The organism is Marinobacter azerbaijanicus, assembly GCF_030250645.1.
Lineage (GTDB): Bacteria > Pseudomonadota > Gammaproteobacteria > Pseudomonadales > Oleiphilaceae > Marinobacter > Marinobacter azerbaijanicus.
Window position 1 is genome coordinate 305,051 of the sequence record NZ_JASSVS010000001.1, and the last position, 23,523, is coordinate 328,573.

Sequence of the window (23,523 nt, forward strand, 5' to 3'; positions counted from 1 at the left end):
CAGATTAAAGGATAGGGAATAGCCGCCATGCACAGTTTGCTCGACACGCTCTGGTGTTGCCCCTCCTGTCGAGGCTCTTTAGGACAAACCAATGAGGATCTGCATTGTGAAGCCTGCCAAACAAAGTATCCGGTCGTACATGGCATTCCCGATCTGCGCGTAGAGATGGACTCATGGATTGATTTAAACGAGGATCGTACGAGAGCTCTCGAGGCTGCTGACCGAATCTGTCGAGAGGGGCTCGAAGCCACAATCCGCCATATCTTCTGCTTCAGCCGGGGCATGAGTGAAATCCAGGCCGATTACCGCACTCGCCAGATACTTGCCGGCGTAGAAAAATGTCAATCCCAATGCTCAGACTGGCTGAAATCCGCCGTTGAGTCGAACGGAATTATCCTGGAAATTGGTTGTGGTCCGGGCCAAATGCTCGCTGCTGCCGCAACACGAGGCTGCGAGGTGGCGGGAGTTGATGTTTCAATGGAGTGGCTGGTCGTTGCTCGTCATTTGGTAGAGCGCCACGGTGGCCATCCGAACCTGGCCGCTGGGTTTGCTGAACAACTGCCGTTAGCCGATGACTCCGTCGAAGCCATTATTTCGCTGGATGTCATTGAGCACGTAGGTGATCAAGATGCGTATGTAAGAGAGCTGGGACGCGTACTCAATTCCGGAGGTTTTTTCGCACTGTCAACACCGAATCGCTACAGTCTATCACCAGAGCCCCATGTGAATGTCTGGGGTGTGGGCTATTTGCCCCGTTCGCTTCAGGCCCGCTACGTAAAGTTAGTCAAAAACCAGTCCTACGCATTTACCCGTTTGCTGAGCGTTCGGGAAACCAGGAAACTGTTCTCCAAGGCGAGAGGTTTTGATTCCCGAATTGTTTTTCCAGGGATTCCAGAGCACGAGTTGTCGAGCTTCACAAAGAACAAGCGAAGGCTGGCACGCATTTACAACCGGTTGGTTGAAATTCCGCTGGTGAAAGTGTTTCTGCCTTTTTTTGGTGCCTATTACCGTGTGTGCGGAACTCTCAGGCACTGAATTGCGCCTGGTACCGCGATTGAATCAAGGATGACACCGGAATGACAAAACCACTCCATTGGCTATTTACCAAATTGCCTATCGCAAAGAGTACATTTAACTGGCCGGACAATGACCACTGATACCGCTAATCAACTGACTATTGCTTGCATCTGCATTGTCGGAGGAGCGGCGCTTGAAAACAGTGTTCGCTCTATCCTGGCCACCGGACTACGCAGCGTCATTGTCGCAGATCCCGGCGCCATTACTCCAAAAGCTAGAGACATCATCCGTGATCACTGCATCGAATGGATAGACAGTAGTGGTTGCAGCGTGCCAGCAAAACGCGCATTGGCAACCAACCATTGCACATCGGAGTGGATAGCTTTTATCGAGGATACCTGCACGGTTGACGATTCCTGGCGTTCAGGTTGCGAGGCTGTCATGGAGATTAAGGACGCTGCCGGTGCATCCGGCCCTGTGCGACTGGGCAGCCCCCTCGACAGGCGCGCACGCGCCCTGTACTGCTCAGATTATGGCTCGTTCTTTCCCGCAGCACTTCATGGCCGGAGAGAAAGCAAAGGAAAAAGCGTACTTTTGGCAAACACGCTGCCGGGAGTCAATTTGCTGTACCGGCGTGCACTCGTAATGAGCTATATGAATGGGGATGGGCTAATAGAGTCAGAAATCAATCCCCGAATCAGAGGTGACGGACACGGGCTGTACATCCATGAAAACCTCTCTGTGACGCTGCGCAATGCCGATTCAGCAGGCACATCCTTTCTTTCAAGGTTTAACCACGGTCGGCTCTACGGTGGCCTTCAGGCGCGTAACCTTACTGTTTCCTCCCGATTGGTGCGCGCACTGGCCTGTGTACTTTTGCCATTTGTTCTTTCGCTTCGCTCTCTTAAGGCACTGGCATACACCCGTGAACAAGTAGCAACCACAGCTCTGTGGATTGTTATGTTTGAAACCGTATGGAGCGTCGGGGAGTGCACAGGCTATCTTCTGGGTAGCGGCAATACTCTGGCGGACTGGCAGTAATGAGAAACTGGGCTGATCATCCCTTATCGGTTTTGCTCGCCATTCTGGCGCTGGCGGTTTTTTACCTTTTGACCTTGGTAGACGGGCAGAACTGGAGCGGAGATTTCAGCCTTTATATTCTCCATGCTCAAAACCTCGTAGAGGGCAGACACTATCTGGATACGGGTTACCTGCTAAATCCGGCGTCCAGGTTCGTTGGTCCCTACGGTTACCCCCCCGTCTTTCCAATGCTGCTGGCACCTGTGTATGCCGTGTTCGGTCTGGATTTGGAAATGCTGAAGTGGGTGGCCGTTGCCTGCTTTTGTATTTCTCTATGGCTGGCAGCAAAGATTTTCGGGAGATATCTGGAGCAACGCTGGGTCTTTTTCCTGATACTTGTGGTCGGCCTCAACCCCTACCTGTGGGATTTCACCAATCTGATCCGCGCCGATTTCACCTTCACAGCCTTCTGCTATCTTTCGCTTTTCCTGATGCTGTTTTTTCTGGACACTGGCCGGGAGCAGCCCGAGGCTACCGGCAGAAAAGTAACAGCAAGCATCCTGATTGGCTGCTCGATGTATCTGGCCTATGGTACTCGTGAAATCGGTATTGTTCTGCCACTGACGCTTCTGACATTCGATCTCGTGTGCCGGCGCCGTATTTCATTGGTTAGCATCGGAGCATTGGGGATCTTTGCGCTGTTTGCCTGGCTGCAGCACCTCTGGTTTTCAACCTCATTTATTCCGGAGTATGTTGAGGAAAATCTGAAAAACCTGATTGGCTCTCAGGCTGCTTCCGCTGAACTGAACCACCTGAATTTTGTAGACCTCAATCCAAGCCATATTCTGGAGCGAATTATCGGTTACCGCTGGGCTCTTCAGAGGTTCTGGCCCCCCTCTTCCAGTTCCGTCATCAATATGCTGAATGAGCTAGTGTTTAACCTGTTCAGCCTGCTTGCGGTCGGTGGTTTTATTCAAGCGCTTTTCCGGCGGATCACAGTTCTGGAAATATTTCTGGGCGGGTACATTGCGGTACTGCTGCTCTTCGGTGCGCCTTCCACTATCCGCTATCTGATACCGATCTTTCCATTTTTCCTGTTCTACGGTTTTCTTTTTTGCCGGCAGACGATTTTTCCTCGGCTACCCCGACTGAAATACGCTGTGGCTGCCGCGTATTGCCTGATACTTGCGCTGATCAGCCTGCCGGTCATGACCTCCATGGAGCACCTTCAGCTTGAAAGGGGGATTACTCACCCAGACGCAAAAGCCATGTTCCGTTTTATCAGGGACGAAACCGAGGCTGACGACACCATCATTTTTATCAAGCCCCGGATAATGGCCCTGATGACCGAACGGCAAAGTGCAACCTGGCCATCACCAATTTACAGCGACCCTGAAACGGTTAACCGTTTTTTTGATGCTCTAAGAGCCGATTACTACGTTGATATGAACCTCGAAGCATGGATGCTCCCCCTGAATCGTTCTGAGCCTCCGAGCCAATGTTTCAGATCGGTTTTCAGAAACGAACACTTCGTTGTTTACCGCTACGAACGACAGTCCTGTGAAACGCCTGAGTCTGCAGCTAATTTAACAATTAACAAACCGAGGTCACGATGAAATTCTGTATGGTGACCACTTTCTATCCACCCTATAATTTTGGTGGGGACGGCATCTTCGTCAGGGAACTGGCCGTTTCACTGGTCAGCCTTGGTCACTATGTCCGCGTTATCCACTGTGAGGATGCGTACCGGCTCAGTTCCAATACAAACGATCCCGGCCTGCCCCAGCGTTACGACGACGAAGGTGTGGACGTGTGCCGGCTCAAGAGCCCCCTGGGTGCGCTCTCGCCGTTACTGACGCAGCAACTCGGGCATCCTGCTCTTAAAGCAGGCGCTATCACCGACCTGCTCAATGAAGATTTTGACGTCATCAACTATCACAACATTTCACTGGTGGGAGGCCCTGCCATACTCTCTCTCGGCGAGGCGCCGGTGAAGCTCTACACCCTGCATGAACACTGGCTGGTCTGTGCCACCCATATATTCTGGAAAAACGGCGTGAAGCGTTGTGACTCCCGCCAATGCCTGCAATGCTGCGTGCGCTCCGGTGTCCCACCTCAATTCTGGCGATACACTGGCCTGGCCAAACGCCATCTTGAACAAATTGATTGCCTCATCGCACCAAGCCAATTCACAGCAAACCAGCACAAGCAATTCTATCCCGGCGTTCCGACGTGCATTATTCCGCTCTACTCACGCCTGGCCCCATCAAGGGAAATGACAGGCAACTGGAGCCGCAACGATCCTCCGAAATTTGTGTATAGCGGTCGGATCACCGCATCCAAGGGTGTGGAGTCCGTGCTTGAGCAATTCACAACATTCAAAGAATATGAGCTGGTACTTGCCGGAGACGGCGATGCCCTCCCTCATTTAAAGGAACGTTTTGCCCATTTCCCCAATATCCACTTTACCGGCCGGCTTGATGAAACCTCACTGATAGAGCTTTATAGCAGTGCAACCGCGCTGATCTTCCCGTCCATTGCACCGGAAACCTTTGGGCTGACAGCGGTCGAAGCCATGGCCTGTGGCACCCCGGCCATCGTCAGGGATGCAGGTGGCTGCGCCGAAATAATCGAAACGACGAAAGCAGGCTTTGTCTACCAGGAAGACAGCGAGTTACCGGCCTTAGTGCATCGGATGGCTCGGCAGGCCGGATTACGCGAACACTTGTCAGAGCTGGCGTTAAACGCAATCCGGAAATTCTATACCCGTCAGCGTTACCTGGACGATTACCTGGCGGTGATTGCCGAATTACGGGGTCATGATCGATGAATAACGAAGCGGCAAAGCCCCAACCTCTGCTTACACTTGCTATCGCTTCCAACACCAGGGCCGACCACGCCTTCCTCAGAGAGCACCTGGCAACCGCCGATGTGCTGAATCAGCCGGATATCGAGGTTTGCATTGCGCTGCTGGACAATCAGGATATGGATGTACCTGAGGACAACCTGTCAGTATTCAGGTTTTCCAGCGGCACGCCTTTCTTTGAACAGTATGCAGCGATCATCCAACAGACCCATAGCCGCTACATCGCATTACTGGATGCCTCTTGCCCTCCGGCGCAGGGTTGGCTTCCTGCAGTGCGGCAAAGAATGCACGACGAAACGCCGGTATTCTTTGGGCCGGTCAACACAGGCTGGCCTGAAAAGGATTCCAGCAACATTGGTTACCTGATCGAATACGCTCAGTTCAGGGCTCCCATCGACCCCGAATTACCCGAGTACCCGGGCAATAATATTACCTTCCAGCGAGAATTACTTCGGAACGTATCTCTGGTTGGCAAAGGGTTTCAAAAAACCTTTTTTCTCCGCCAGGTAAAGGAAAGACTGGGCATTACGCCCACGGCATGCAATGACATGCCCGTCACCTATCTGAAGCAATACGCCTGGAGTTATTACCTTCGCAGACGCTATTGCCATGGCCGTCTTTATGGTGCAAGTCATGCAGAGGTATTGGGCCACCGGCGATTCCTCTATGCCGCTGGAATACTCATCCTCCCAGTACTCAGATATAGTCGTATTTTGCGAGCGTCAAAGCGATCACCGGCGGTATCCCGGGAGGTACTGCATTTTTCCATGTCCATTCTTGTATCCGAGTGCGCCTGGTCTTTAGGAGAATGCGCAGGTTACATCGCGGGAACCCCGGAAGATGGAATATTTCTTGACTAGTGATTACAAGGAGAGATTTCACATTGACTGACACTCACAACGAACATAATCAAATCGTTACCTATTCCATCGTCATCGGTCGGGTAAGCACAGAAGATGATGATCGAATCCTGGAAACGCTTGAGTCGCTGCATCATCAGGAAGAAAACCCATCCCTGGAAATCTTGCTTGCTGATCGCATCAGCGATCACGTTTCCCAGCGGGTCAAAAGTGACTATCCCAGCACAAAGATCATCAAATGTTCCCCCGATACCGATCTGCCAACAATGCGCACGCGAGCAGCAAATCAGGCGTCGGGAGACTTTGTGCTGGTCACAGAGGACCATTGTGTGCCGCCCCGAGACTGGCTGAAACAGTTCACACGGGCATTTTCCGAACACCCCGAAGCGTCTGCAATTGGTGGCAGCGTGGTCAATGGTGTGACAGATACGGGGCTCGATTGGGCGACGTTCCTGTGTGAATACGCCCCCATGTCGCCCCCGATCGAGAGCGGCCCCACGCCAAATCTGGCCGGAATGAATGTGGCGTACCGGCGTGAAATTTTCAAGGAAGTGGACGAGCAGGTACTGACATCAGGTTTCTGGGAAACCACGTTGCACCCTTTGTTGCACGAATGGGGTCATATTCTTATCGCAGACGACAACGTGCGCATTTATCATTGCAAAAAATTCAGTCTTGGACTGTTTCTGAGACAGCGTTTTGTCTATTCACGCTATTACGCAGGCATTCGCTTTGCGCCTGAGCAGAAAGCGAAGCGGCTGATTTACGCCATGGCATCCGTCGTACTACCTCCATTGCTGACCTTCCGTTTCTTCCAGAACGCTCGTCATAAAGCCAGTGTTCGTTCTCACCTGGCTGAGGCTGCACCTTATCTGGTGTTGTTCTATCTGGTCTGGGGGGTTGGAGAAGCATGGGGCTACCTGTTCGGCCCGCGGGATGCATTACAGGAAATTGAGTAGATACACAAAAGCCGGTCCATGGGGTGCCTGCACACCCCCGTTTCCTTTGGGTTAAAGGTTTGGGTCCTCGGTCAAAAGCCCATCAAAATAAGCGATGGTTTTGATCAGCCCCTCTTTTAATTCAACGGTTGGCTGCCAACCCAACTCGGTTCTGGCTTTCGTGATATCTGGGCAACGTTGCCTGGGATCGTCCTGCGGGAGTGGCAGGTAGTCGATGCGGGATTTTGAGCCGGTGAGCTCAATTACCTGTTCAGCCAACTGCTTGATTGTAAATTCATTCGGGTTGCCAAGATTCGTCGGGCCAATGATGTCATCCGACGTGCTCATCATTCTGACAAATCCATCGATCAGGTCATCGCAGTAGCAGAATGATCGCGTTTGACTGCCATTACCGTAGATGCTGATCGATTTATTCCTTAACGCCTGCATAATAAAATTGGAGACCACACGCCCATCGTGCGGATGCATGTGGGGGCCATAGGTGTTGAAAATACGAACGATCTTGATACCCAACTGATGTTGTTTTCGGTAATCCATGAACAACGTTTCGGCGCAGCGCTTGCCCTCATCATAGCATGAACGTGGGCCTATTGGATTCACATTGCCCCAGTAGTCTTCCTTTTGCGGGTGAACCGTAGGGTCGCCGTAGACTTCGCTGGTAGATGCCTGCAATATTCTTGCACCAATGCGTTTCGCCAGACCAAGCATATTGGTGCTTCCATTGACATTCACTTTGGTGGTCTGTGTCGGATGTCTTTGGTAATGGATGGGGCTGGCGGGGCAAGCAAGGTTATAGATCTCATCTGCCTCAAGGTACAGGGGGAAGCAGATGTCATGGCGAAGAACCTCAAAATAAGGATTGTCCATCAAATGGACAATGTTGCGCTTCTGGCCAGTGAAGAAGTTGTCAACGCAAATGACTTCGTGGCCTTCGCCAAGAAGACGCTCACAAAGGTGACTGCCCAGAAACCCGGCTCCACCTGTTACGATGATCCTGTTTTTCATAGTCCCTGCACACTCCTTTAACCCCTGTTGAGCAGCAAGTTCATGCCACCACGTCTGATCCACGCCTAACCCGGGCGATTCAAGGTCACAACCCGATGATCCCGGTCACTGTCGTAGACAGCATTGGGTATGGCGATGCTGCGAAGACCGTCCTTTGCAGTCGCAATGGCACCTGCCGGCCCGCCGTTCGTCATACTTACAAAGTCATGAAACTCTTCAACAAAGGTCTGCACGACCGTTGATTGCCAACCCTTGAATTTTTCACGGAAAATGGCGGGTATATAGAAGTTCCGTTTCTTGCTGGCCTGGCCTCCTAGCTTATCCATCGTAATGATAGTCGAGCTCATGGGGGCATAGTAAGCGCGAGCCATGCCCAGGTCGCCGTAAGCCTCTACATAGAAATGATAACCTTTCCATTCAGTCCAGCTACTGTGCAGACTGCCCATAACGCCGGACTGACTGCGCAGCTGAACAAAGGCGTTGTCCTCGGTGCGGTCGAGTTGCCAGGTTTTAGTGCTGATCATACCCGACACTTCGTTAATTTCGTCATTGATGAGGTAGCAGATCAGATCCAACGTGTGAATGCCGTTGTCCATAAGGGTACCACCACCCATCTTATCCTTGTCGTACATCCAGGCCGATTTGAATTCAGATAGCCCCGTGTGCCCGGCGTACCCTTTGACATAGCGTAGCGTGCCAAGAGCTTCGTTTTGGATGGCGGCTTTCACTTCTTTAATGGCTGCAAAATAGCGATGATTGAAACCGACCGTCAGGATTTTGCCGCAGCGCTCGGCCGTTTCAACCATCTGTTCACATTCGGCAAGCGAGCTGGCCATCGGTTTCTCCACGATGACATGCTTGCCGTTTTCCAGCGCGGTTATTGCAAGGTCTTTATGAAAGTGGGTAGGTGTCGAAATGATGACTGCATCACAGGCATCGGATTTGAGGAGCTGTTCTGCGTCTTTAAACACAGTGACATCATCGGGCAATTGGACCAATACGTTTGCATCAAGATCAAATGCGGCTGTCAGTTCACATTCATCGGAGACTTCAAGTGCCTTTTTGCGAACCTCTCCAATTCCCCCTAGCCCAATTAATCCGAAGCGCATCATGCCTGGTCAACTCCCTTTGATTCCTTTGAATGTGGTGCTTTTTGCAATGCCATCTCAAAAGCTGGACCGATCCAGATCAGCAGCTGGCGCAACAAAGGTAACCGTGCAACCGCGACGTAGATCTTAATCATTACCCTGTCAATTGCGGGGTAGGTACCTTCGCCATCCAACGCCACCATCCGGGGAGACAGCATATTTACGTGCAATCCAATGCGTTTAGCATAGCGAATGATGCGCGCCGGTGAAATCAAATTGATAAATCGGAGCGAATCGACGCCTCTCAATCCCGTGACCAGTCTACGGCGCCACTTTCCGGGAAAATAACCGATGGCCCAAAGCCGGGTACTGGGGTGTGGACCAAGACAGAACTTATTGCTACCGGCAAGCCATAACTTGCCGTCTGCCTTGAGAAGGCGCCCCATAGCTGACAAAGATTTCTCCACCGAATACACGTTTTCCAGCAAATCGGTTGCGACTATTTTTGAAAAAGACCCGTCCGGAAATGGTGAGGCCTCAATGTCTGCGCACACCAGAGTCGCAGAGATCCCCTGCTCTCTTAACCGCTGCTGGCAGATCATAAGCCAGCGTAGTGCGATATCCATTCCATACACCTGAGAGCCCTTCTCTGCGGCCGCAATAAGAGCACCTCCAGTACCACAGCCCACGTCCAGAATCACATCGTCAGATGCGATGCCCAACCGCTCCAAACTATAACGGGCCTGCCGTGGGCTGTTGTAGTGATAAGCCTTGTATCGAGCCGCAAGTACAGGTGGAACGTCGTCGGTAATATCATAATAGTAGTCCAGCATCGCAGAAAAGCTCTGTTCCACTTCCGTCGCCAGGCGTCTGGCTTTAGCGCGCTCCTCTTCCAGGCTGAGGTATCGGTCAGACCGAATGCGAAAATCGGCGATCCCAAAAATAACCGGGTATTCTTTTCCGCAATCAACGCATCGGAAACTCTCCGGCTGCTTTAATAACCTGTTGCGGCATTGAGGACAGACGAAGAGTCCGCCCACCCTGGTATTCGGTCCATCGAGTTCTGACATCACAACCCATCTCCGGGCATCTTTTCGAATTGTTCCTAGGTCCAGTGCTGTGCAAACGGAACAGGCTCGCCCCGATCATTGGAAGCATAGGCCGCCAGCATCAGCGCCAGGGTCTTGATATTATCCTGTGCGCTGCACGCCGGAACAGTGCCATTATCAATCGCGTCGATCAGGTTTTTCAGGAGTTTGCTCGTGGCATGGGCAAAAATGTCGAGCGGGTCACTGGCAATCTTTGTGGACTTCTCGGCATTATACTGAAGTGCCCTGCCTCCCAACGAAATATCAAAATCCACAAAGGGTTTTCTGTCACCTCCCCGAATACCGGCGGTGAACTGCACATTGCCACCAAATTCGGTTTCGATTGACGATTCGGTGCCATCGAGTCGCAAGTCAAGATATCGGTGCCTACCCCTGGTAAGCCTGTCCAGCGTGATCTGGGCGGTTCGCCCCTCCGGGAAATCGAGCTGGATCAGGTTCAGATAATCCGGTCCAGTCGGATTAGAGGGTTTTGGCATTCGGGCGCTGATCTGCACTGGCTCCTCACCAAAAAAGTAACGGCACAGATCCAATACGTGGATACCAAATTCTTTGCAGGTGCGTTGAGGATCGCTTCCTCGCCACCCAGCCTCTGTTTTTTCATTGACGTAAAAGCTCTGCTGGGCGTTTATAAACAGCAGGTCGCCAAATTCGGGACTGCCGATTTTTCCTTTTGCCGCCTCGTATATATTCATAAAGCGGAACTCGTTGTTCACAACGATCCAGCGCTGCTGTTTTTCCGACAGATCAATTAACTGGCGTGCTTCATCCAACGTTGTGGTAAACGGTTTTTCGCAAAGAATATGGCAGCCGTGCAGTAACCCTTGCTGAGCCAGATCAAAATGGAATCTGGTGGGGCTGGCGATGGCCAGAATGTCTGGTTTTGTTTTTTCCAGCAGGGCTTTGACATCTGGAAAAATCGGGAACGAAAACTCCCCTGCCGCTGAAGTAGGCTCTATCGCCGGGTCATGACCGCCAACCAGTTCAAGCTCGGCCAATTTTTTATAGGCAGGTAAATGGATATTCCTTGCCGCTGCACCCAGTCCCACCAGCGCGATTTTTTTTCGATTTGAGTTCATGTATTTGACTCACTGCAGTCAGCGGCATTGGAACGCGTAAAAAGATAATACCTGAAACATCAGGTCGGGCATGTTCCCACCGGGAACGCTCTGTACGACGCAAGAATAGGCCAAAACCTAGGTGCTTGAAACGCATTGACTCTTTGGGTATCTATAGTCTAATGAAAGCGTATAAACTCAATAGGTGCAAACAACGCCGACACAGGGTGGGCCCGACAAAGCTGGGTTTTTCGTGCATAATCTGGACATAACTCTAGGCTAGCTGCCTATCGGAATAATGTGAGCAATGGAGTATGCGAACAGACGAACAACTGACGGTCGCCATTGTAGGTGCTGGCCTGATGGGCAACTGGCATGCCCATGCGGCCCAAAAAAACGGCGCGCTTATAGCGGCCGTTATTGACTCCAGCGCTCAAGCCGCGAATACGCTAGTCGACCGATACGGCGGTCGTGCCTTTTCTGACCTCGAAAAGGCCCTGGAGCATGCTCACTTCGATGTAGTGCATATCTGCACACCGATTAAAACCCACGTGTTACTCGCAAAACAGGCGCTGAAGGCTGGCAAACATGTGATTGTGGAAAAGCCCGTAGCGCCCACGTGTAGCGAGCTAAACGACTTGCAGGAGCTGGCGGCAATGAAGAACCTCTTGTTGTGCCCGGTTCATCAATTTGCTTTTCAGCGAGGTGTAGCCTTAGCAAGGGAAGAGCTGACTCGCCGAACCAGGGACCCATTAGCGGTAAGTTTTGATTTCGCTTCAGCTGGTGGCGTAGGGCGCGAAACCCATGAGCTGAATCATATACTGGTCGAGATTCTGCCTCATCCTTTGTCTATTTTGTCCGAGCTCTGGCCTGAAGCGCCGCTGGAGCAGGAACCCTTGTTTGTAGACAACCCCAGAGTTGGAGAGCTCTTCACGCACAGCTACCATCAAGGATTCCCGGTAACCGTCAAATTAAGTTTGAATGCCCGGCCAACCCACTGTTCAATGACCATTTATCACGAACAGGGTGCCATCCATCTCAACCTGTTCCATGGTTTTGCCGTCTTTGAGTCGTCTGCGGTGTCCCGGTTTCGAAAAATAATGGCACCCTTTGCGCTGTCCCTAAACACACTTGTTGCGGCTACACGCAACCTGGCAGAACGCGCTCTCAATCGCGAACCCGCCTACCCGGGCCTGCGCACGCTAATTCATCAGTGTTATCTATCCGTCCAACAGTCAACCCCCGGGCCGATCTCTCACGAAAATACGCTTGCCATCGCTACCATTGCCGAATTGGTCGAGAGTAGGTTAGCTCACGCAACAATGACACAAATGGAGCATGGGGCCTGATGAACATAGGGATAGATGCAACCTGCTGGTGGAACCAACGCGGCTTCGGCCGGATGGCCCGCGAGTTGTTATCAGCGATGTTTGCGCTGGAATCCGATCACACATTTTATTTATTCGTTGATCAGGCACCGACCGAATCAATGAAGCTTCCAAACGTAAAAATCGTTCAGGTATTTCCAGACAGACCGGCCACCGCTGCTGCCATCGCAAGCTCCAGGCGCTCAATTAAAGATATAACGCAATTATACAAAGCTGTATCAGGCTCCCCCATCAACCTGATGTTTTTCCCGGCTGTTTATTCCTGGTTTCCTGTTTCGCCAAAAGTACCTTCGGTTGTAACGCTGCACGATGCGATTGCCGAGCATTTTCCGGAAATGATCTTTCCTGACTGGAAAGGCCGACTGTTCTGGACGCTGAAGGTCAAGCTGGCGCTCTGGCATTGCAAACGAGTGATGACTGTCTCCCAGGCCGCCAAAGCAGAGATCGAGCAGTATTTGGGCATAAATGGTGATTTGATCGATGTCATCAGTGAAGCACCCCACGGACTTTTTTGCCAGTCTCATGATCCAACAGCAAGTCAGGAACTTCGGCAACGAATTGGACTTCCACAAGATGGTCAATTAATTGTTTATGTGGGCGGTCTGGCGCCCCATAAAAACCTGCACGGGTTTCTGGCAGGATTCGCACACGCCAGAGAGAAACAGGAAATCGACGATGTTCACGTTGTGTTGGTGGGTGATTATGGCGGAGCCGGATTTCACTCCAACTACGGCGACCTGCAACAACTGGCGAACGACAAACGGATAAAGGGCATGGTTCATTTTACCGGCTTCATCTCGGACGAGGATCTGCTCATTCTTTATAACAACGCTATGGCGGCTGCCATGCCCTCTTTTTCGGAGGGTTTCGGCTTGCCAGCAGTGGAAGCCATGGCTTGCGGAACGCCGATCCTGTCCAGCGACCAGGGCTCGCTGCCCGAGGTGGTTGGAAACGCAGGCGTATTTTTTGACCCCTATGATGTGGAATCGATAAGCAGGGCAATTGTAAAAATGTCGACCGACCCGGAGCTCAGACACCAGCTTTCAGACGTCGCCGTTTCAAGAGCTCGTTGCTTCACCTGGGAGCGAGCTGCCAAGCTTGCGCTGGGCTATCTGGAAGCCGCAGCACAGGGTTCGGGTGCGCGCCATGGTTAAGCAGCCTGAAACCAGGTCACCTGGAAATAACTACGAGCTGACCGTCATTATCGCGGAGGAAATGGCAACAGCCAATCTCCAGCGTATTTTCAGAGTCTTACAACCAGAAACCTACCCCCGGGTCGAATTTCTGGTCTGCAGCGGCAGCGACCGTTCACTCCTTTGCGACGTTCCAGTCAGAGCCAATATCCGCATCATTCCCGCGCAATCGGACAACAGAATTCCCGTACTATGGGCGGATGGAATTCGCGCAGCCAAAGCCGAAAAAGTCGCGCTGACAACCGCCCACTGCGTTCCCAGAACTGACTGGCTGGACAGGCTACTGGCCTACCCTCTGGACGGAATTCAGGTTGGCGTCGGGGGCGCGATTGAGAACGCCAACAACGATGCCAGAATCGACCGAGCCATCTATCTGTTGCGATACGCTCACTACACCGGAGCCCGACCCAGCGGACTTGCAGAGGATTTGGCAGCAGACAATGCGCTGTATCGCAAAGCGGACATACTCGCCCATGAAGATTTACTGAAGATTGGCTTCTGGGAACCTTCGTTCCATGAGCGATTCCTTGCGGAAGGCAAATCCCTGGAATTTGATAACAAATTGATTGTCGTTCATCACAACTGTTACACCGCAAAACAGTTCGTTTGCCAACGGTATAGCCATGGAATTGAGTTTGGTGCGGCGCGGGCAAAAGCGATGACAGGAGCCAAACGGTTAATGATGATCACCCTGTCTCCGCTTATTCCGGTGGTTTTTACAAGAAAAGTCATGGCCTATGCCCGCCAGGATAAACGGTTTAATCTGGCCCTGAAGAGGGATATGGGCTGGCTGTTGGTTTTCATTTTGGCATGGTCAGCGGGTGAGACCGTTGGCTATATTAAAAAATGATGAAACTACATTTAGGTGGAAGGAATTCTCACAAAAGGAACCTTCAGCAATGAATATCCAGGAACACGCAACGCCCAGCAAAACGCACCTTTCAATCAGTGTCATTATGCCTGTCTACAATGGCATTGAGTTTATCAGGCAGAGTCTACCGCCCCTTGTCGCCATGCGAGACCGAGGTGAAGTGCTCGAGGTGATTGTGGTGGATGACACCTCCAGCGATGACACGCCAGAGATTGCCCGTGCGCTCGGCGCGACTGTAATGCCCTCCGGCGGACGTCTTGGGCCTGGCGCTGCCCGCAACGTCGCTGCCAGAGAGGCCAAGGGCACGATTCTCTGGTTCATAGACGCTGACGTCGTTGTTCATGAAAATGCTGCCAGAGTAATGCTAGAAGGATTCGACGACCCCAGTGTGGTGGGCGTTTTTGGCTCTTATGACGATAGGCCACCTGCACAGAATTTTCTCTCTCAGTACAAAAATCTAGTGCACCATTACTACCATCAGCGCGCCAGGAAACAAGCCTCTACGTTCTGGTCCGGATGCGGCGCAATTCGAAAAGAAGCGTTTCTGGAGCAGGGTGGCTTCGACATTGAAATGTTTAACCGGCCATCAATTGAGGACATTGAGCTGGGATACCGGTTGATTGAAGCAGGAGGCAAGCTTCTACTTCTGACGGATCTCCAATGCACCCACCTTAAGGAATGGCGGTTTGTTAATCTGATTCATACAGAGGTTTTCTGTCGCGCAATCCCTTGGGCGAGATTGATGCTACGTCGGGGAGGCCTGGACAACGATTTGAATGTCGGTGTTAATGAACGGGTAAAAGCGCTCCTTGCAGGCTTGCTGATTCTGACTGCCCTGCTTTCGCTTGGGGGAGTGACATCATTGATTTATCTTTTACTAGTCGCGCTGGCGGTAGTTTACGCCAATTGGGACCTATTTAAATTGTTCCATCAGCGCAAAGGGCTCTGGTTCGCTTTAAGAGGTCTGATATTTCATCAGATCTATTATCTATACTGCGCCAGTGCGTTTGCATGGGCGCTGCTTGAAAACAAACTCCAAAGAAATGTTGCCTGATATCAGACGATTGGGCTGCCCTTTCCCTAAACGGTATTCATATGAAAGCCATCCTTACTTTTCACAGCATTGATGACCGGGGCACTGTACTCAGTTTCCCACCTGAAACCTTTGCGAGGATGATCAATGAGATTCTGGAAGGAGGGGTTAACATATGCAGCTTGGATCAACTGCTTAGTCCGGAAACCGACAACGCGGTCGCCATCACCTTTGACGATGGAATGCGCTCCGTCTACCAGAATGCACTACCGGTTTTGAAGGATGTCGAGGCGCCATCGCACCTCTACCTTACGACTGGCTATGTTGCTGGCAAGAATAATTGGCCAACTCAACCCGCCGGCGCCCCTGCCTTCGACATGATGAGCTGGCCGGAGCTTGAGGCCTGCGCCGGCGCAGGCATGATGATCGAAAGCCATACCGTATCTCACCCCAACTTGTGCCGCCTTGACCAGGAACAGATTGAAGAGGAATGTGAAACTGCAAACCAGAGTATTGAAAATCAGTTCGGGCGTCGTCCACGGCATTTTGCCTATCCTTACGGGATCTACGACGCCCGGGTTGCTGAGATTGTGGGCGATAAATATCAAACCTGTGCAACAACCTCGCTGTTGCCACTCGGGCGGAAACTCAAAACTGCTGAACTGCCCAGAATAGACAGCTATTACCTACAAAAACGCAAAGACTATCGAAATTTTTTCTCTCCCGCCGCGAACAGTTATTTACGCCTACGACATGGGATGCGGGTTTTTCGGAGTATGCTTTAGAAAAATCTTCAGCCGATGTGCAGCAAGTGCACAGCTTCAGATTGCTGGCCACTTCCTGAACCTTGTAAAAATCCCGGTACCATTCCATAAAGTTGACGATACCGTCCTCCACCATAGTGGAGGGTTTGTAGCCAAGGTTCGAATCTGGGAGGTCCTACCAAACCTGCAGAAAAGTCAGTCACTTGAGCTGAGCAAGCACTGGCTTTTTTATGTCTTCAATCTGGCCATCTACCAGACACTCTGGATGCATACTGCACCCAGAGGTCAAAGCTGGCTCAGCGCAGGCGCTACCGCGTCGGTGGCGCCATAAACTCAGGCCCGACGGGGTCATCAATGCACCTCTCAAGTATCCCGTCAATCGCATCAAACGCTTCCCTGTCCAGCGACCAGCCTTCGATATCATCCACCGGATCAAGTTGCTCGGGTCTCCGGGCACCCCAGAGCGCCGTTGTGACTCCCGGCTGATCCACCAACCAGCGAAGCGCCAGAGCCAGGACATTCTTCTGGTAACGTTCGCAGGCGAACGCATCCAGTTCAGCCACGGCATTCAGGTATTGGCGGTAGCGCTCACCCTGGAACTTGGGATCGTTCTTGCGCAGATCGTCACCCGTAAACTGTGTATCTTCACGCATCTTGCCAGTCAGCAAGCCGCGACACAGCCCACCGTAGGTAATGGTTGCAATGCCGTGTTCCCGGCAGTATGGAAGGATGTGCTGCTCTATTTCTCGCTCAAAAAGGTTATAGGGGGGCTGCAAACTGTGCAGAGGCACAATATGGCTGAACGCTTCCATCTGGGCAGGTGAGAAATTACTGACACCGATAGCACGGATCTTCCCCGAACGGTAAAGATTTTCCAGTGCCCGTGCGGTCTCTTCAATGGGCGTTTTCGGGTCCGGCCAATGCACCTGGTATATGTCTATCCGATCCGTCTGCAGGCGCCTCAGTGAGTCCTCGACTTCCTGTTCTATGCGCGCTGCCGTTGCATCACGCCAGACCTGGTCGTGATCCTTGTTCCAGTTCAGGGCTACTTTCGTGGCCAGGGCTACCTGATCGCGGCGACCACCTGTCAGCGCTTTGCCCACTATCTCTTCCGATCGCCCGAATCCGTATACCGGCGCGGTATCAATCAGGCCAATGCCCTTGTCGATAGCGCGGTGAATGGTATCGATGGACTGGCCTTCATCAGTGCCGCCCCACATCCAGCCACCAATGGCCCAGGTACCCAGGCCAACCGGTGTCACCTGAATATCGGTGTTTCCGAAAGGTTGGGTCTCCATGTTCCCTCCTTCGCTTTCTAGACGTTGTAGAAATCCCGGTACCAGTCCACAAAGTTGGCAATGCCTTCTTCCACCGTGGTGGAGGGCTTGTAGCCAACATCGGTGATCAGGTCGTCGACATTCGCGTAGGTAGCAGGTACGTCACCCGGCTGCAGGGGCAGCAGGTTCTTCTCCGCCTTCTTGCCAACGCGCTCTTCGATGATTTCAATAAAACGGGACAGTTCCACCGGGTTGTTACTGCCGATGTTGTACAGGCGATACGGTGCCTTGCTGGTGCCGGGATCCGGTGTTTCACCGCTCCAATCGGGATTCGGTGTAGCAACGCTGTCCAGGGTTCTGATGACACCTTCAACGATGTCGTCGATGTAGGTGAAGTCCCGCCTGTGATGGCCGTGGTTGAACACGTCGATAGGCTCACCGGCAAGAATCTTTTTGGTGAAAATAAACAGGGCCATGTCCGGCCGGCCCCAGGGGCCATAGACGGTAAAGAACCGCAGGCCCGTGGTGGGCATGTTGTACAGATGGCTGTAGGTGTGTGCCATCAGTTCATTGGCTTTCTTTGACGCCGCATACAGACTCAGGGGATGATCAACGTTGTCATGCACCGAAAACGGCATGGTCTCATTGGCACCGTAGACCGAGCTGCTGGAGGCGTAGACCAGGTGTTTCACATCGTTGTGGCGACAGCCCTCGAGGATGTTGGTGAACCCCACGAGGTTGGCGTCGATATAGGCATGGGGATTTTCCAGCGAATACCGAACGCCCGCCTGGGCGGCCAGGTGAACCACCCGTTCCGGCTTGTGCTCCCGGAACATTGCTTCCATTGCGGCTCTGTCGGCCACATCCTTGCGAACTTCGGTAAATCCCGGCTTGCAGGTCAGGCGTTCGAGGCGCGCTTCCTTGAGGGTAGGATCGTAGTAATCATTGACGTTATCCACGCCGATCACTTCGTCACCGCGATCAAGAAGCCTATGCGCCAGATGGGAGCCGATAAAGCCCGCCGTACCCGTAACCAGAATCTTCAAAGTCCTTTCTCCCTGTAAATTTTCTTCAGAAGGTCAGCCCGACACTGACGAATGGGCCACCCAGATCCGTATCCAGACGGTCTTCATTGTCTTCGTAATCAATGCTCATCTGGCGGTAGCCGGCCCGGAGCTGCAGCAATGAAAGTTCGTACTGACCGTAAGCGTTGTAGTCATAAATGGAGTCGCCATCGAAGCTGATCGCGTTGGCTTCGCCACCAACCGACACACCGGTGAACGGCAGGTCAAAGCGGGCGGCCAGATAGCCCATGGGGACAACGCCACTAATTTCGGTTTGTGAGACGCTTCCAAGTCCGCCTGTTTCCTGAACGGTCAGCTCACCATCCAGGTTACGGGCAGTTACACCAAGATCCAGATTGACCCAGTTATCCAGTACTTCGTAATAAAGGGTGACATCAAACTGGCTAAGGTCCAGATCAGAATCCACTTCCACGCCGCCCGGAACCACATCAAACCCGGTAGACAGTTCTCCGCGACCACTCTGCTCGATTCGAGTGTAATTCAGGCGCACATTGGGCAGTACCGGTACCGGGTGCTCGAAATAGGCGCTCAGATTAACATTGGAGTCGCTGTCCAGGTTCAGGTCGTTTTCAACATCGACCACATCGCTGTTCTTGCCGGCCTCACCGGACAAGTCGGAATCCCAGTAACTGATATTGGCGCCCACACCGAGCACATCGGCAGAGGCAACGGGGGCTGCAATAATCAGTGAGCCGCCCACGGCAAGAATCAGTTTACGCATAAAGCACCTGTTTTGTGTTTGTTGATTTTGGCCGGTCAGTCGAACCGGATACCCAGACGACGACCAACCTCTTCATAGGTTTCAATGACATCGCCCAGTCCCTGACGAAAACGGTCCTTATCCATTTTTTTGCGGGTTTCCTTGTCCCATATGCGGCAGCCGTCGGGGCTGAACTCGTCGCCCAGCACGATCTCGCCACCAGCGCGCCCGAATTCGAGTTTGTAATCAACCAGCAGCATGCCGGCCTCATCAAACAGCGCCTTCAGGACATCATTCACCTGATAGGTCAGTTCCTTCATTCTGGCAAGTTCGTCAGCTTTCGCCCAGCCGAAACTGACAGCCAGTGACTCATTGATCATAGGGTCGTGCATGGCGTCGTTTTTCAGGAACAGCTCAAAGGTGGGTGGATTCAGCTCCAGGCCCTCTTCCACGCCCAGACGGCGGCAAAGGCTGCCAGCGGATATATTGCGAACCACACACTCCACCGGAATCATGTCCAGCTTCTTTACCAGGGACTCAGTCTCTGACAGCAGGCCTTCAAAGTGAGTAGGTATGCCGGCAGCTTCCAGTTTTTCCATGATAAAGGCATTAAAGCGGTTGTTTACCATGCCCTTACGGTTCAGCTGTTCTTTTTTCTCGCCATCAAACGCGGACGTATCGTCGCGAAACACCATAACGAAACGATCAGGGTCGTCTGTACGGTAAACAGATTTTGCCTTGCCTGCGTAAAGTTCTTCACGCTTTTCCATCTCGGGTCTCCGGGGGTGCCCGCGCCGAGCGGGCACTACTTGCATTAGTAAAGGTATTCGAACAGTTCGGAAAGCAGTTCCTGGGAGCGGTCCCTGCCAGCATAGTCCTCGGCACGGTTAACCGTCACCACAATCTCCCCGTCCTTGTCATCAAGCCGCACATCAAAGGTGTGCTCAGGCTCCGGGTCGTCGGTGAACCAGCTGAACCAGCCGGGTTCGCGCTCTGATTCCGGGCGGAAGTCTACGAAGAAATAGCCAGCGTCACGGTTCAGATCCACTACCGGTATGCCAGCTTCATTCAATGAGCGGCGCACCTCGGCCCAGGCACGACCGTAGTCGAGGTCCATGACAATCCGCTGCGGAGTCTGGTTATCTGAAACCAGGCGGACGAGCGGTTCACTGACCATGCCCAGTGCAGCACGGGAGTAGGATTTGCTGTCTTCGCGATTACGCAAGTGATCGGCCAGATCCCCCAGCAGGCGCTTGCTGGTGCTCAGCTCCTCCCCGGTGCGCTCCTCCCGACCTCTCCAGGGAAGCAATTCATCCGGGTCATCCTCCACCTCGAAGGTGCGGAACTGGATCTCACTGGTTTTACGTCTCACACCCGGTGCAATACGTGCCTGCACAACAATCCTGGCTTCCTCACCAACGGGGTTGTCCGGCAGGTCCAGCAGTTCCCTCGCCCGTTTGCTGAAGTTCACCAGTTCGCTCTGGATCAATCCGAGCTGGGGGCTGTCATGGGCAACGCCCAGGCCGTTCTCATTCATGTAGGCCGTGACCGCAGGCCAGAGCCGGCCAGGCACGTCGTTGACAAGCAGCCACACCTGACCACCAAGCTCCTCGATCACGTAGTTTTCGTCGAGGATATCCGAGGTCATATCGGGGGGATTGGGAATGCTGTCAGGGTACATGCGACCGGAATCAGCCGAGCTGATTTCACGGATAGGCATCACCGGGGCAAACTTTCCCTCATCCGCTGTTTCCGGCAGCTTGAGTGGTGAGCCTTCCGGCTCGTCCACGTAACGTTCGGAACGGTCGTCGATGAAGCTGCAGCCGGTGATTGCCAAAACAAGCATCAGGCCCGAAAGGGGCCTGATGAAATTTGCGGTTCTTGTGTTTTCTGTCCTGAACGTAAACGCCATCAGGCGACTCCAGTTGAGATAGATGGTACAGCCTGACTCAGAGTACGCCAGAGGCCCTCAGCGCGTCTTCCACTTCGCTGTGGAACTTTTCGCTCAATGGTGTAAGCGGCAGCCGAATGCCCTCACCAATCATACCCATGCGGTACAGCGCCCACTTTACGGGGATGGGATTCGCCTCCAGAAAGAGTTTCCGGTTCAGTGGCATCAGCAATTCATTGAGTCTTTCAGTCTCCTCTTCATTGCCTGCAATAGCCGCTTCACAGAGTGCTGCCATGGCTCCAGGGGCAACGTTTGCGGTGACTGATACGTTGCCTTTGCCACCGGCCAGCATCAGCCCCGCTGCGGTTGCATCATCACCGGAGTACACCACCAGCCGGCCTTTCACGGCTTCAATAAGCTCGGCACCACGGGGAATATTGCCAGTGGCGTCCTTGATGCCGATGATGTTCGGTATGTCCGCCAGCCGTTCCACGGTCTCGTTAAGCATGTCGCATGCAGTACGGCCGGGCACGTTGTACAGAATCTGGTTTACCGGAACCGCCTCTGCAATGGTCTTGAAGTGGCGGTAGAGACCTTCCTGGGTTGGCTTGTTGTAGTACGGCACAACGAGCAGGCAGGCGTCTGCCCCAAGTTTATGGGCTTCTTCCGTAAGCTCTATGGCTTCACGGGTACTGTTGCCGCCGGTGCCGGCAATGACCGGAATGCGGCCACCAACGCGTTTAATGATGTGGCCGATAACCCGCATGTGTTCATCCGGGTCCAGCGTTGCGGATTCACCTGTCGTACCAACAGCGACGATACCATGCGTCCCGTTGTCGAGATGAAAGTCCACCAGTTTATCTAGGTGCTCCCAATGGATGCTGCCATCGGAATGCATGGGCGTGACCAGTGCGACAAGGCTCCCCGTAATCATAAAAGCTCCGTACGAATAAAAACGATATGTTAATGTTGGGCACCAACTGACACAAGGGAATTAAAGGAGATGTCATGTTGGTTCCTGCTGATCCTTCACCGGCCAGGCCGAGAATATGGCTTTGAGCATGGTGGCCAGAGGAATGGCAAAGAAAACGCCCCACAACCCCCAGATACCACCAAAGAACAACACTGCCACAATAATGGCCACCGGATGCAGGTTGTTCACTTCCGAGAACAGGATGGGCACCAGCACATTGCCATCCAGCGCCTGGATGACGCCATAGGCCACCATAACCCAGATAAACTCACTGCCCCAGCCAAACGCGAATAGCGCTATCATCGCCACGGGAATGGTCACCACGGCCGCCCCGATATAGGGGATGACCACACTCAGCCCCACCATCAGCGACAGCAGAGCGGCATATGGCATACCCAGCAGCTTGAAAGACACGTAGGTCACCCCGCCAACAATCAGTATCTCAACAGCCTTGCCACGGACATAGTTGGCGCACTGCTGATTCACTTCATGCCAGATCCGCACCATCATGGGCCGCTGGGAGGGCAGCATCCGCGACATGGACTCGAGTAGAAATCGGCGATCCTTGAGAAAGAAGAACACCAGGATTGGCACCAGTACCATGTAGATCAGCAGGGCTACCAGGTCCGGAATGCTTTCCAGGGAGAACGACACCAGCCACTGGGTCATGCGGCCAGCTTCGGTGGTCACCTGGTTGTAGATGGTGTTGATGCCTTCCATTGATATCAGCGTGGGATACTGCTGGGGAAGCACTTCAAGGTATGACTGCATTTCCCGGAAAATCCGCGGGGCCTCGCCGGCCAGGGAGGTGACCTGGGTCCATATCAGTGGCAGAAGGCCAAACAGGAAACCAATCAGGACACCAAGAAATATCAGAAACACGCCGATGATAGCGACGATCTCGGGGACGCCCATCCGATTAAGCTTGGTAACCAGGCCCTGCAGAATAAAAGCAATGATGACCGATGCAATGGCCGGTGCCAGCATGGAACCGAACAGAATGACAAAAGCGACCCCTGCCAGTAACAGCAGGAAAAGAATGACGGCTTCTTCATCTGAAAAGTATTTGTGAGCCAGACCACGTAAAATTCTTATCATTAACGACTCCGAACGGTCACCACTGCAGCCATATCAGCCGCCGCACTTTATCACAAAGGTGAAGCAGCCACCCTGTTCGGATGAACTGACCAGTTCGTGTGCCGACAGTCGCAGAAACGCAGGGATGTCCCTTGCGGAACCGGCGTCGGTGGCAATGACCTCCAGTTCCTGGCCCGGAGCCATGCTGTTCAGTTCGAGTTTGGTTTTCAGTAACGGCATGGGACAGCGAAGTCCCGATGCATCAAGTGTTCGGTCAGCCATGACAACGAGG

Annotated in this window: 23 protein-coding genes; 11 read left to right on the forward strand and 12 right to left on the reverse strand. The window is 52.9% G+C overall.

The features are described from left to right. The first annotated feature begins 27 nt into the window (after positions 1-27). The 6 genes from QPM17_RS01400 to QPM17_RS01425 all read left to right on the forward strand — a co-directional run bounded on the left by QPM17_RS01400 (position 28) and on the right by QPM17_RS01425 (position 6,722). On the forward strand, positions 28-1,035 hold the full coding sequence (locus QPM17_RS01400) for a methyltransferase domain-containing protein (RefSeq protein WP_285388135.1): 1,008 nt from the start codon (positions 28-30) through the stop codon (positions 1,033-1,035). Between the two features lie 111 nt (positions 1,036-1,146). After that, entirely contained in the window at positions 1,147-2,058 is a 912-nt protein-coding gene (locus tag QPM17_RS01405) for a glycosyltransferase family protein (protein ID WP_285388137.1), read from the forward strand. After that, positions 2,058-3,653: a hypothetical protein gene (locus tag QPM17_RS01410; RefSeq protein WP_285388140.1), complete on the forward strand. Its 1,596-nt coding sequence runs from the start codon at positions 2,058-2,060 to the stop codon at positions 3,651-3,653. The genes QPM17_RS01405 and QPM17_RS01410 overlap by 1 nt, the downstream gene beginning before the upstream one ends. Then, positions 3,650-4,867: a glycosyltransferase family 4 protein gene (locus tag QPM17_RS01415; RefSeq protein WP_285388141.1), complete on the forward strand. Its 1,218-nt coding sequence runs from the start codon at positions 3,650-3,652 to the stop codon at positions 4,865-4,867. Before QPM17_RS01410 ends, QPM17_RS01415 begins: the two co-directional genes overlap by 4 nt. Next, entirely contained in the window at positions 4,864-5,763 is a 900-nt protein-coding gene (locus tag QPM17_RS01420) for a hypothetical protein (protein WP_285388144.1), read from the forward strand. Before QPM17_RS01415 ends, QPM17_RS01420 begins: the two co-directional genes overlap by 4 nt. 23 nt (positions 5,764-5,786) lie before the next feature. Beyond that, positions 5,787-6,722 (forward strand): glycosyltransferase family 2 protein, encoded by a 936-nt coding sequence (locus tag QPM17_RS01425; protein ID WP_285388146.1) that lies wholly within the window; start codon positions 5,787-5,789, stop codon positions 6,720-6,722. Between the two features lie 51 nt (positions 6,723-6,773). On the opposite strand, the gene QPM17_RS01430 is transcribed toward QPM17_RS01425, so the two are convergent. The 4 genes from QPM17_RS01430 to QPM17_RS01445 form a co-directional block, all read right to left on the reverse strand. Further along, a complete protein-coding gene (locus tag QPM17_RS01430) occupies positions 6,774-7,727 on the reverse strand; it encodes a UDP-glucuronic acid decarboxylase family protein (RefSeq protein WP_285388148.1) in 954 nt (317 codons plus the stop codon). A 65-nt stretch (positions 7,728-7,792) separates the two neighbouring features. Further along, positions 7,793-8,839, reverse strand: a complete 1,047-nt coding sequence (locus QPM17_RS01435; protein WP_285388150.1) for a Gfo/Idh/MocA family protein — start codon at positions 8,837-8,839, stop codon at positions 7,793-7,795. Continuing rightward, positions 8,836-9,885, reverse strand: a complete 1,050-nt coding sequence (locus tag QPM17_RS01440) for a class I SAM-dependent methyltransferase (protein ID WP_285388152.1) — start codon at positions 9,883-9,885, stop codon at positions 8,836-8,838. Before QPM17_RS01440 ends, QPM17_RS01435 begins: the two co-directional genes overlap by 4 nt. Positions 9,886-9,920: 35 nt before the next feature. Further along, positions 9,921-11,000 carry a Gfo/Idh/MocA family protein gene (locus QPM17_RS01445; RefSeq protein WP_285388154.1) on the reverse strand — a complete coding sequence of 360 codons (1,080 nt, stop codon included), beginning with the start codon at positions 10,998-11,000 and terminating at the stop codon, positions 9,921-9,923. A 293-nt stretch (positions 11,001-11,293) separates the two neighbouring features. Here QPM17_RS01445 and QPM17_RS01450 point away from each other — a divergent pair, with 293 nt between their 5' ends. The 5 genes from QPM17_RS01450 to QPM17_RS01470 are packed head-to-tail and all read left to right on the forward strand — an operon-like array spanning position 11,294 to position 16,249. Continuing rightward, positions 11,294-12,328, forward strand: coding sequence for a Gfo/Idh/MocA family protein (locus tag QPM17_RS01450; RefSeq protein ID WP_285388156.1), 1,035 nt, complete (start codon positions 11,294-11,296; stop codon positions 12,326-12,328). Then, positions 12,328-13,521: a glycosyltransferase family 4 protein gene (locus QPM17_RS01455; protein ID WP_285388158.1), complete on the forward strand. Its 1,194-nt coding sequence runs from the start codon at positions 12,328-12,330 to the stop codon at positions 13,519-13,521. Before QPM17_RS01450 ends, QPM17_RS01455 begins: the two co-directional genes overlap by 1 nt. After that, complete coding sequence (locus tag QPM17_RS01460) at positions 13,514-14,410, forward strand: glycosyltransferase family protein (RefSeq protein ID WP_285388159.1); 897 nt, start codon at positions 13,514-13,516, stop codon at positions 14,408-14,410. Before QPM17_RS01455 ends, QPM17_RS01460 begins: the two co-directional genes overlap by 8 nt. Positions 14,411-14,459: 49 nt before the next feature. Continuing rightward, positions 14,460-15,485 (forward strand): glycosyltransferase family 2 protein, encoded by a 1,026-nt coding sequence (locus tag QPM17_RS01465; RefSeq protein WP_285388160.1) that lies wholly within the window; start codon positions 14,460-14,462, stop codon positions 15,483-15,485. A 41-nt stretch (positions 15,486-15,526) separates the two neighbouring features. After that, positions 15,527-16,249 (forward strand): polysaccharide deacetylase family protein, encoded by a 723-nt coding sequence (locus tag QPM17_RS01470; RefSeq protein ID WP_285388162.1) that lies wholly within the window; start codon positions 15,527-15,529, stop codon positions 16,247-16,249. Between the two features lie 287 nt (positions 16,250-16,536). Here QPM17_RS01470 and QPM17_RS01475 read toward each other — a convergent pair whose 3' ends face one another. From QPM17_RS01475 to QPM17_RS01510, 8 genes are all read right to left on the reverse strand, one after another. Then, a complete protein-coding gene (locus QPM17_RS01475; RefSeq protein WP_285388165.1) occupies positions 16,537-17,526 on the reverse strand; it encodes an aldo/keto reductase in 990 nt (329 codons plus the stop codon). Between the two features lie 17 nt (positions 17,527-17,543). Further along, positions 17,544-18,551 carry an NAD-dependent epimerase gene (locus QPM17_RS01480; protein WP_285388167.1) on the reverse strand — a complete coding sequence of 336 codons (1,008 nt, stop codon included), beginning with the start codon at positions 18,549-18,551 and terminating at the stop codon, positions 17,544-17,546. A gap of 25 nt (positions 18,552-18,576) precedes the next feature. Continuing rightward, positions 18,577-19,311: a TIGR04219 family outer membrane beta-barrel protein gene (locus QPM17_RS01485; RefSeq protein WP_285388170.1), complete on the reverse strand. Its 735-nt coding sequence runs from the start codon at positions 19,309-19,311 to the stop codon at positions 18,577-18,579. Positions 19,312-19,346: 35 nt separating this feature from the next. Continuing rightward, entirely contained in the window at positions 19,347-20,060 is a 714-nt protein-coding gene (gene purC / locus QPM17_RS01490) for a phosphoribosylaminoimidazolesuccinocarboxamide synthase (protein WP_285388172.1), read from the reverse strand. A 44-nt stretch (positions 20,061-20,104) separates the two neighbouring features. Further along, on the reverse strand, positions 20,105-21,136 hold the full coding sequence (gene bamC, locus QPM17_RS01495; RefSeq protein ID WP_285388174.1) for an outer membrane protein assembly factor BamC: 1,032 nt from the start codon (positions 21,134-21,136) through the stop codon (positions 20,105-20,107). Between the two features lie 103 nt (positions 21,137-21,239). After that, on the reverse strand, positions 21,240-22,115 hold the full coding sequence (gene dapA, locus QPM17_RS01500) for a 4-hydroxy-tetrahydrodipicolinate synthase (protein WP_285388177.1): 876 nt from the start codon (positions 22,113-22,115) through the stop codon (positions 21,240-21,242). A gap of 72 nt (positions 22,116-22,187) precedes the next feature. Next, positions 22,188-23,252, reverse strand: coding sequence for an AI-2E family transporter (locus QPM17_RS01505; protein ID WP_285388180.1), 1,065 nt, complete (start codon positions 23,250-23,252; stop codon positions 22,188-22,190). Between the two features lie 33 nt (positions 23,253-23,285). Then, positions 23,286-23,513, reverse strand: a complete 228-nt coding sequence (locus QPM17_RS01510) for a sulfurtransferase TusA family protein (RefSeq protein WP_285388181.1) — start codon at positions 23,511-23,513, stop codon at positions 23,286-23,288. Positions 23,514-23,523 lie beyond the last annotated feature (10 nt).

What these genes read in the sequence shown, in the direction of transcription:
- QPM17_RS01400 (WP_285388135.1), top strand. Translation starts at nt 28, where the DNA reads ATGCACAGTTTGCTCGACACGCTCTGGTGTTGCCCCTCCTGTCGAGGC.
- QPM17_RS01405 (WP_285388137.1), top strand. Translation starts at nt 1,147, where the DNA reads ATGACCACTGATACCGCTAATCAACTGACTATTGCTTGCATCTGCATT.
- QPM17_RS01410 (WP_285388140.1), top strand. Translation starts at nt 2,058, where the DNA reads ATGAGAAACTGGGCTGATCATCCCTTATCGGTTTTGCTCGCCATTCTG.
- QPM17_RS01415 (WP_285388141.1), top strand. Translation starts at nt 3,650, where the DNA reads ATGAAATTCTGTATGGTGACCACTTTCTATCCACCCTATAATTTTGGT.
- QPM17_RS01420 (WP_285388144.1), top strand. Translation starts at nt 4,864, where the DNA reads ATGAATAACGAAGCGGCAAAGCCCCAACCTCTGCTTACACTTGCTATC.
- QPM17_RS01430 (WP_285388148.1), bottom strand. Translation starts at nt 7,727, where the DNA reads ATGAAAAACAGGATCATCGTAACAGGTGGAGCCGGGTTTCTGGGCAGT.
- QPM17_RS01435 (WP_285388150.1), bottom strand. Translation starts at nt 8,839, where the DNA reads ATGATGCGCTTCGGATTAATTGGGCTAGGGGGAATTGGAGAGGTTCGC.
- QPM17_RS01440 (WP_285388152.1), bottom strand. Translation starts at nt 9,885, where the DNA reads ATGTCAGAACTCGATGGACCGAATACCAGGGTGGGCGGACTCTTCGTC.
- QPM17_RS01445 (WP_285388154.1), bottom strand. Translation starts at nt 11,000, where the DNA reads ATGAACTCAAATCGAAAAAAAATCGCGCTGGTGGGACTGGGTGCAGCG.
- QPM17_RS01450 (WP_285388156.1), top strand. Translation starts at nt 11,294, where the DNA reads ATGCGAACAGACGAACAACTGACGGTCGCCATTGTAGGTGCTGGCCTG.
- QPM17_RS01455 (WP_285388158.1), top strand. Translation starts at nt 12,328, where the DNA reads ATGAACATAGGGATAGATGCAACCTGCTGGTGGAACCAACGCGGCTTC.
- QPM17_RS01460 (WP_285388159.1), top strand. Translation starts at nt 13,514, where the DNA reads ATGGTTAAGCAGCCTGAAACCAGGTCACCTGGAAATAACTACGAGCTG.
- QPM17_RS01465 (WP_285388160.1), top strand. Translation starts at nt 14,460, where the DNA reads ATGAATATCCAGGAACACGCAACGCCCAGCAAAACGCACCTTTCAATC.
- QPM17_RS01470 (WP_285388162.1), top strand. Translation starts at nt 15,527, where the DNA reads ATGAAAGCCATCCTTACTTTTCACAGCATTGATGACCGGGGCACTGTA.
- QPM17_RS01475 (WP_285388165.1), bottom strand. Translation starts at nt 17,526, where the DNA reads ATGGAGACCCAACCTTTCGGAAACACCGATATTCAGGTGACACCGGTT.
- QPM17_RS01485 (WP_285388170.1), bottom strand. Translation starts at nt 19,311, where the DNA reads ATGCGTAAACTGATTCTTGCCGTGGGCGGCTCACTGATTATTGCAGCC.
- purC (WP_285388172.1), bottom strand. Translation starts at nt 20,060, where the DNA reads ATGGAAAAGCGTGAAGAACTTTACGCAGGCAAGGCAAAATCTGTTTAC.
- bamC (WP_285388174.1), bottom strand. Translation starts at nt 21,136, where the DNA reads ATGCTTGTTTTGGCAATCACCGGCTGCAGCTTCATCGACGACCGTTCC.
- dapA (WP_285388177.1), bottom strand. Translation starts at nt 22,115, where the DNA reads ATGATTACGGGGAGCCTTGTCGCACTGGTCACGCCCATGCATTCCGAT.
- QPM17_RS01505 (WP_285388180.1), bottom strand. Translation starts at nt 23,252, where the DNA reads ATGATAAGAATTTTACGTGGTCTGGCTCACAAATACTTTTCAGATGAA.
- QPM17_RS01510 (WP_285388181.1), bottom strand. Translation starts at nt 23,513, where the DNA reads ATGGCTGACCGAACACTTGATGCATCGGGACTTCGCTGTCCCATGCCG.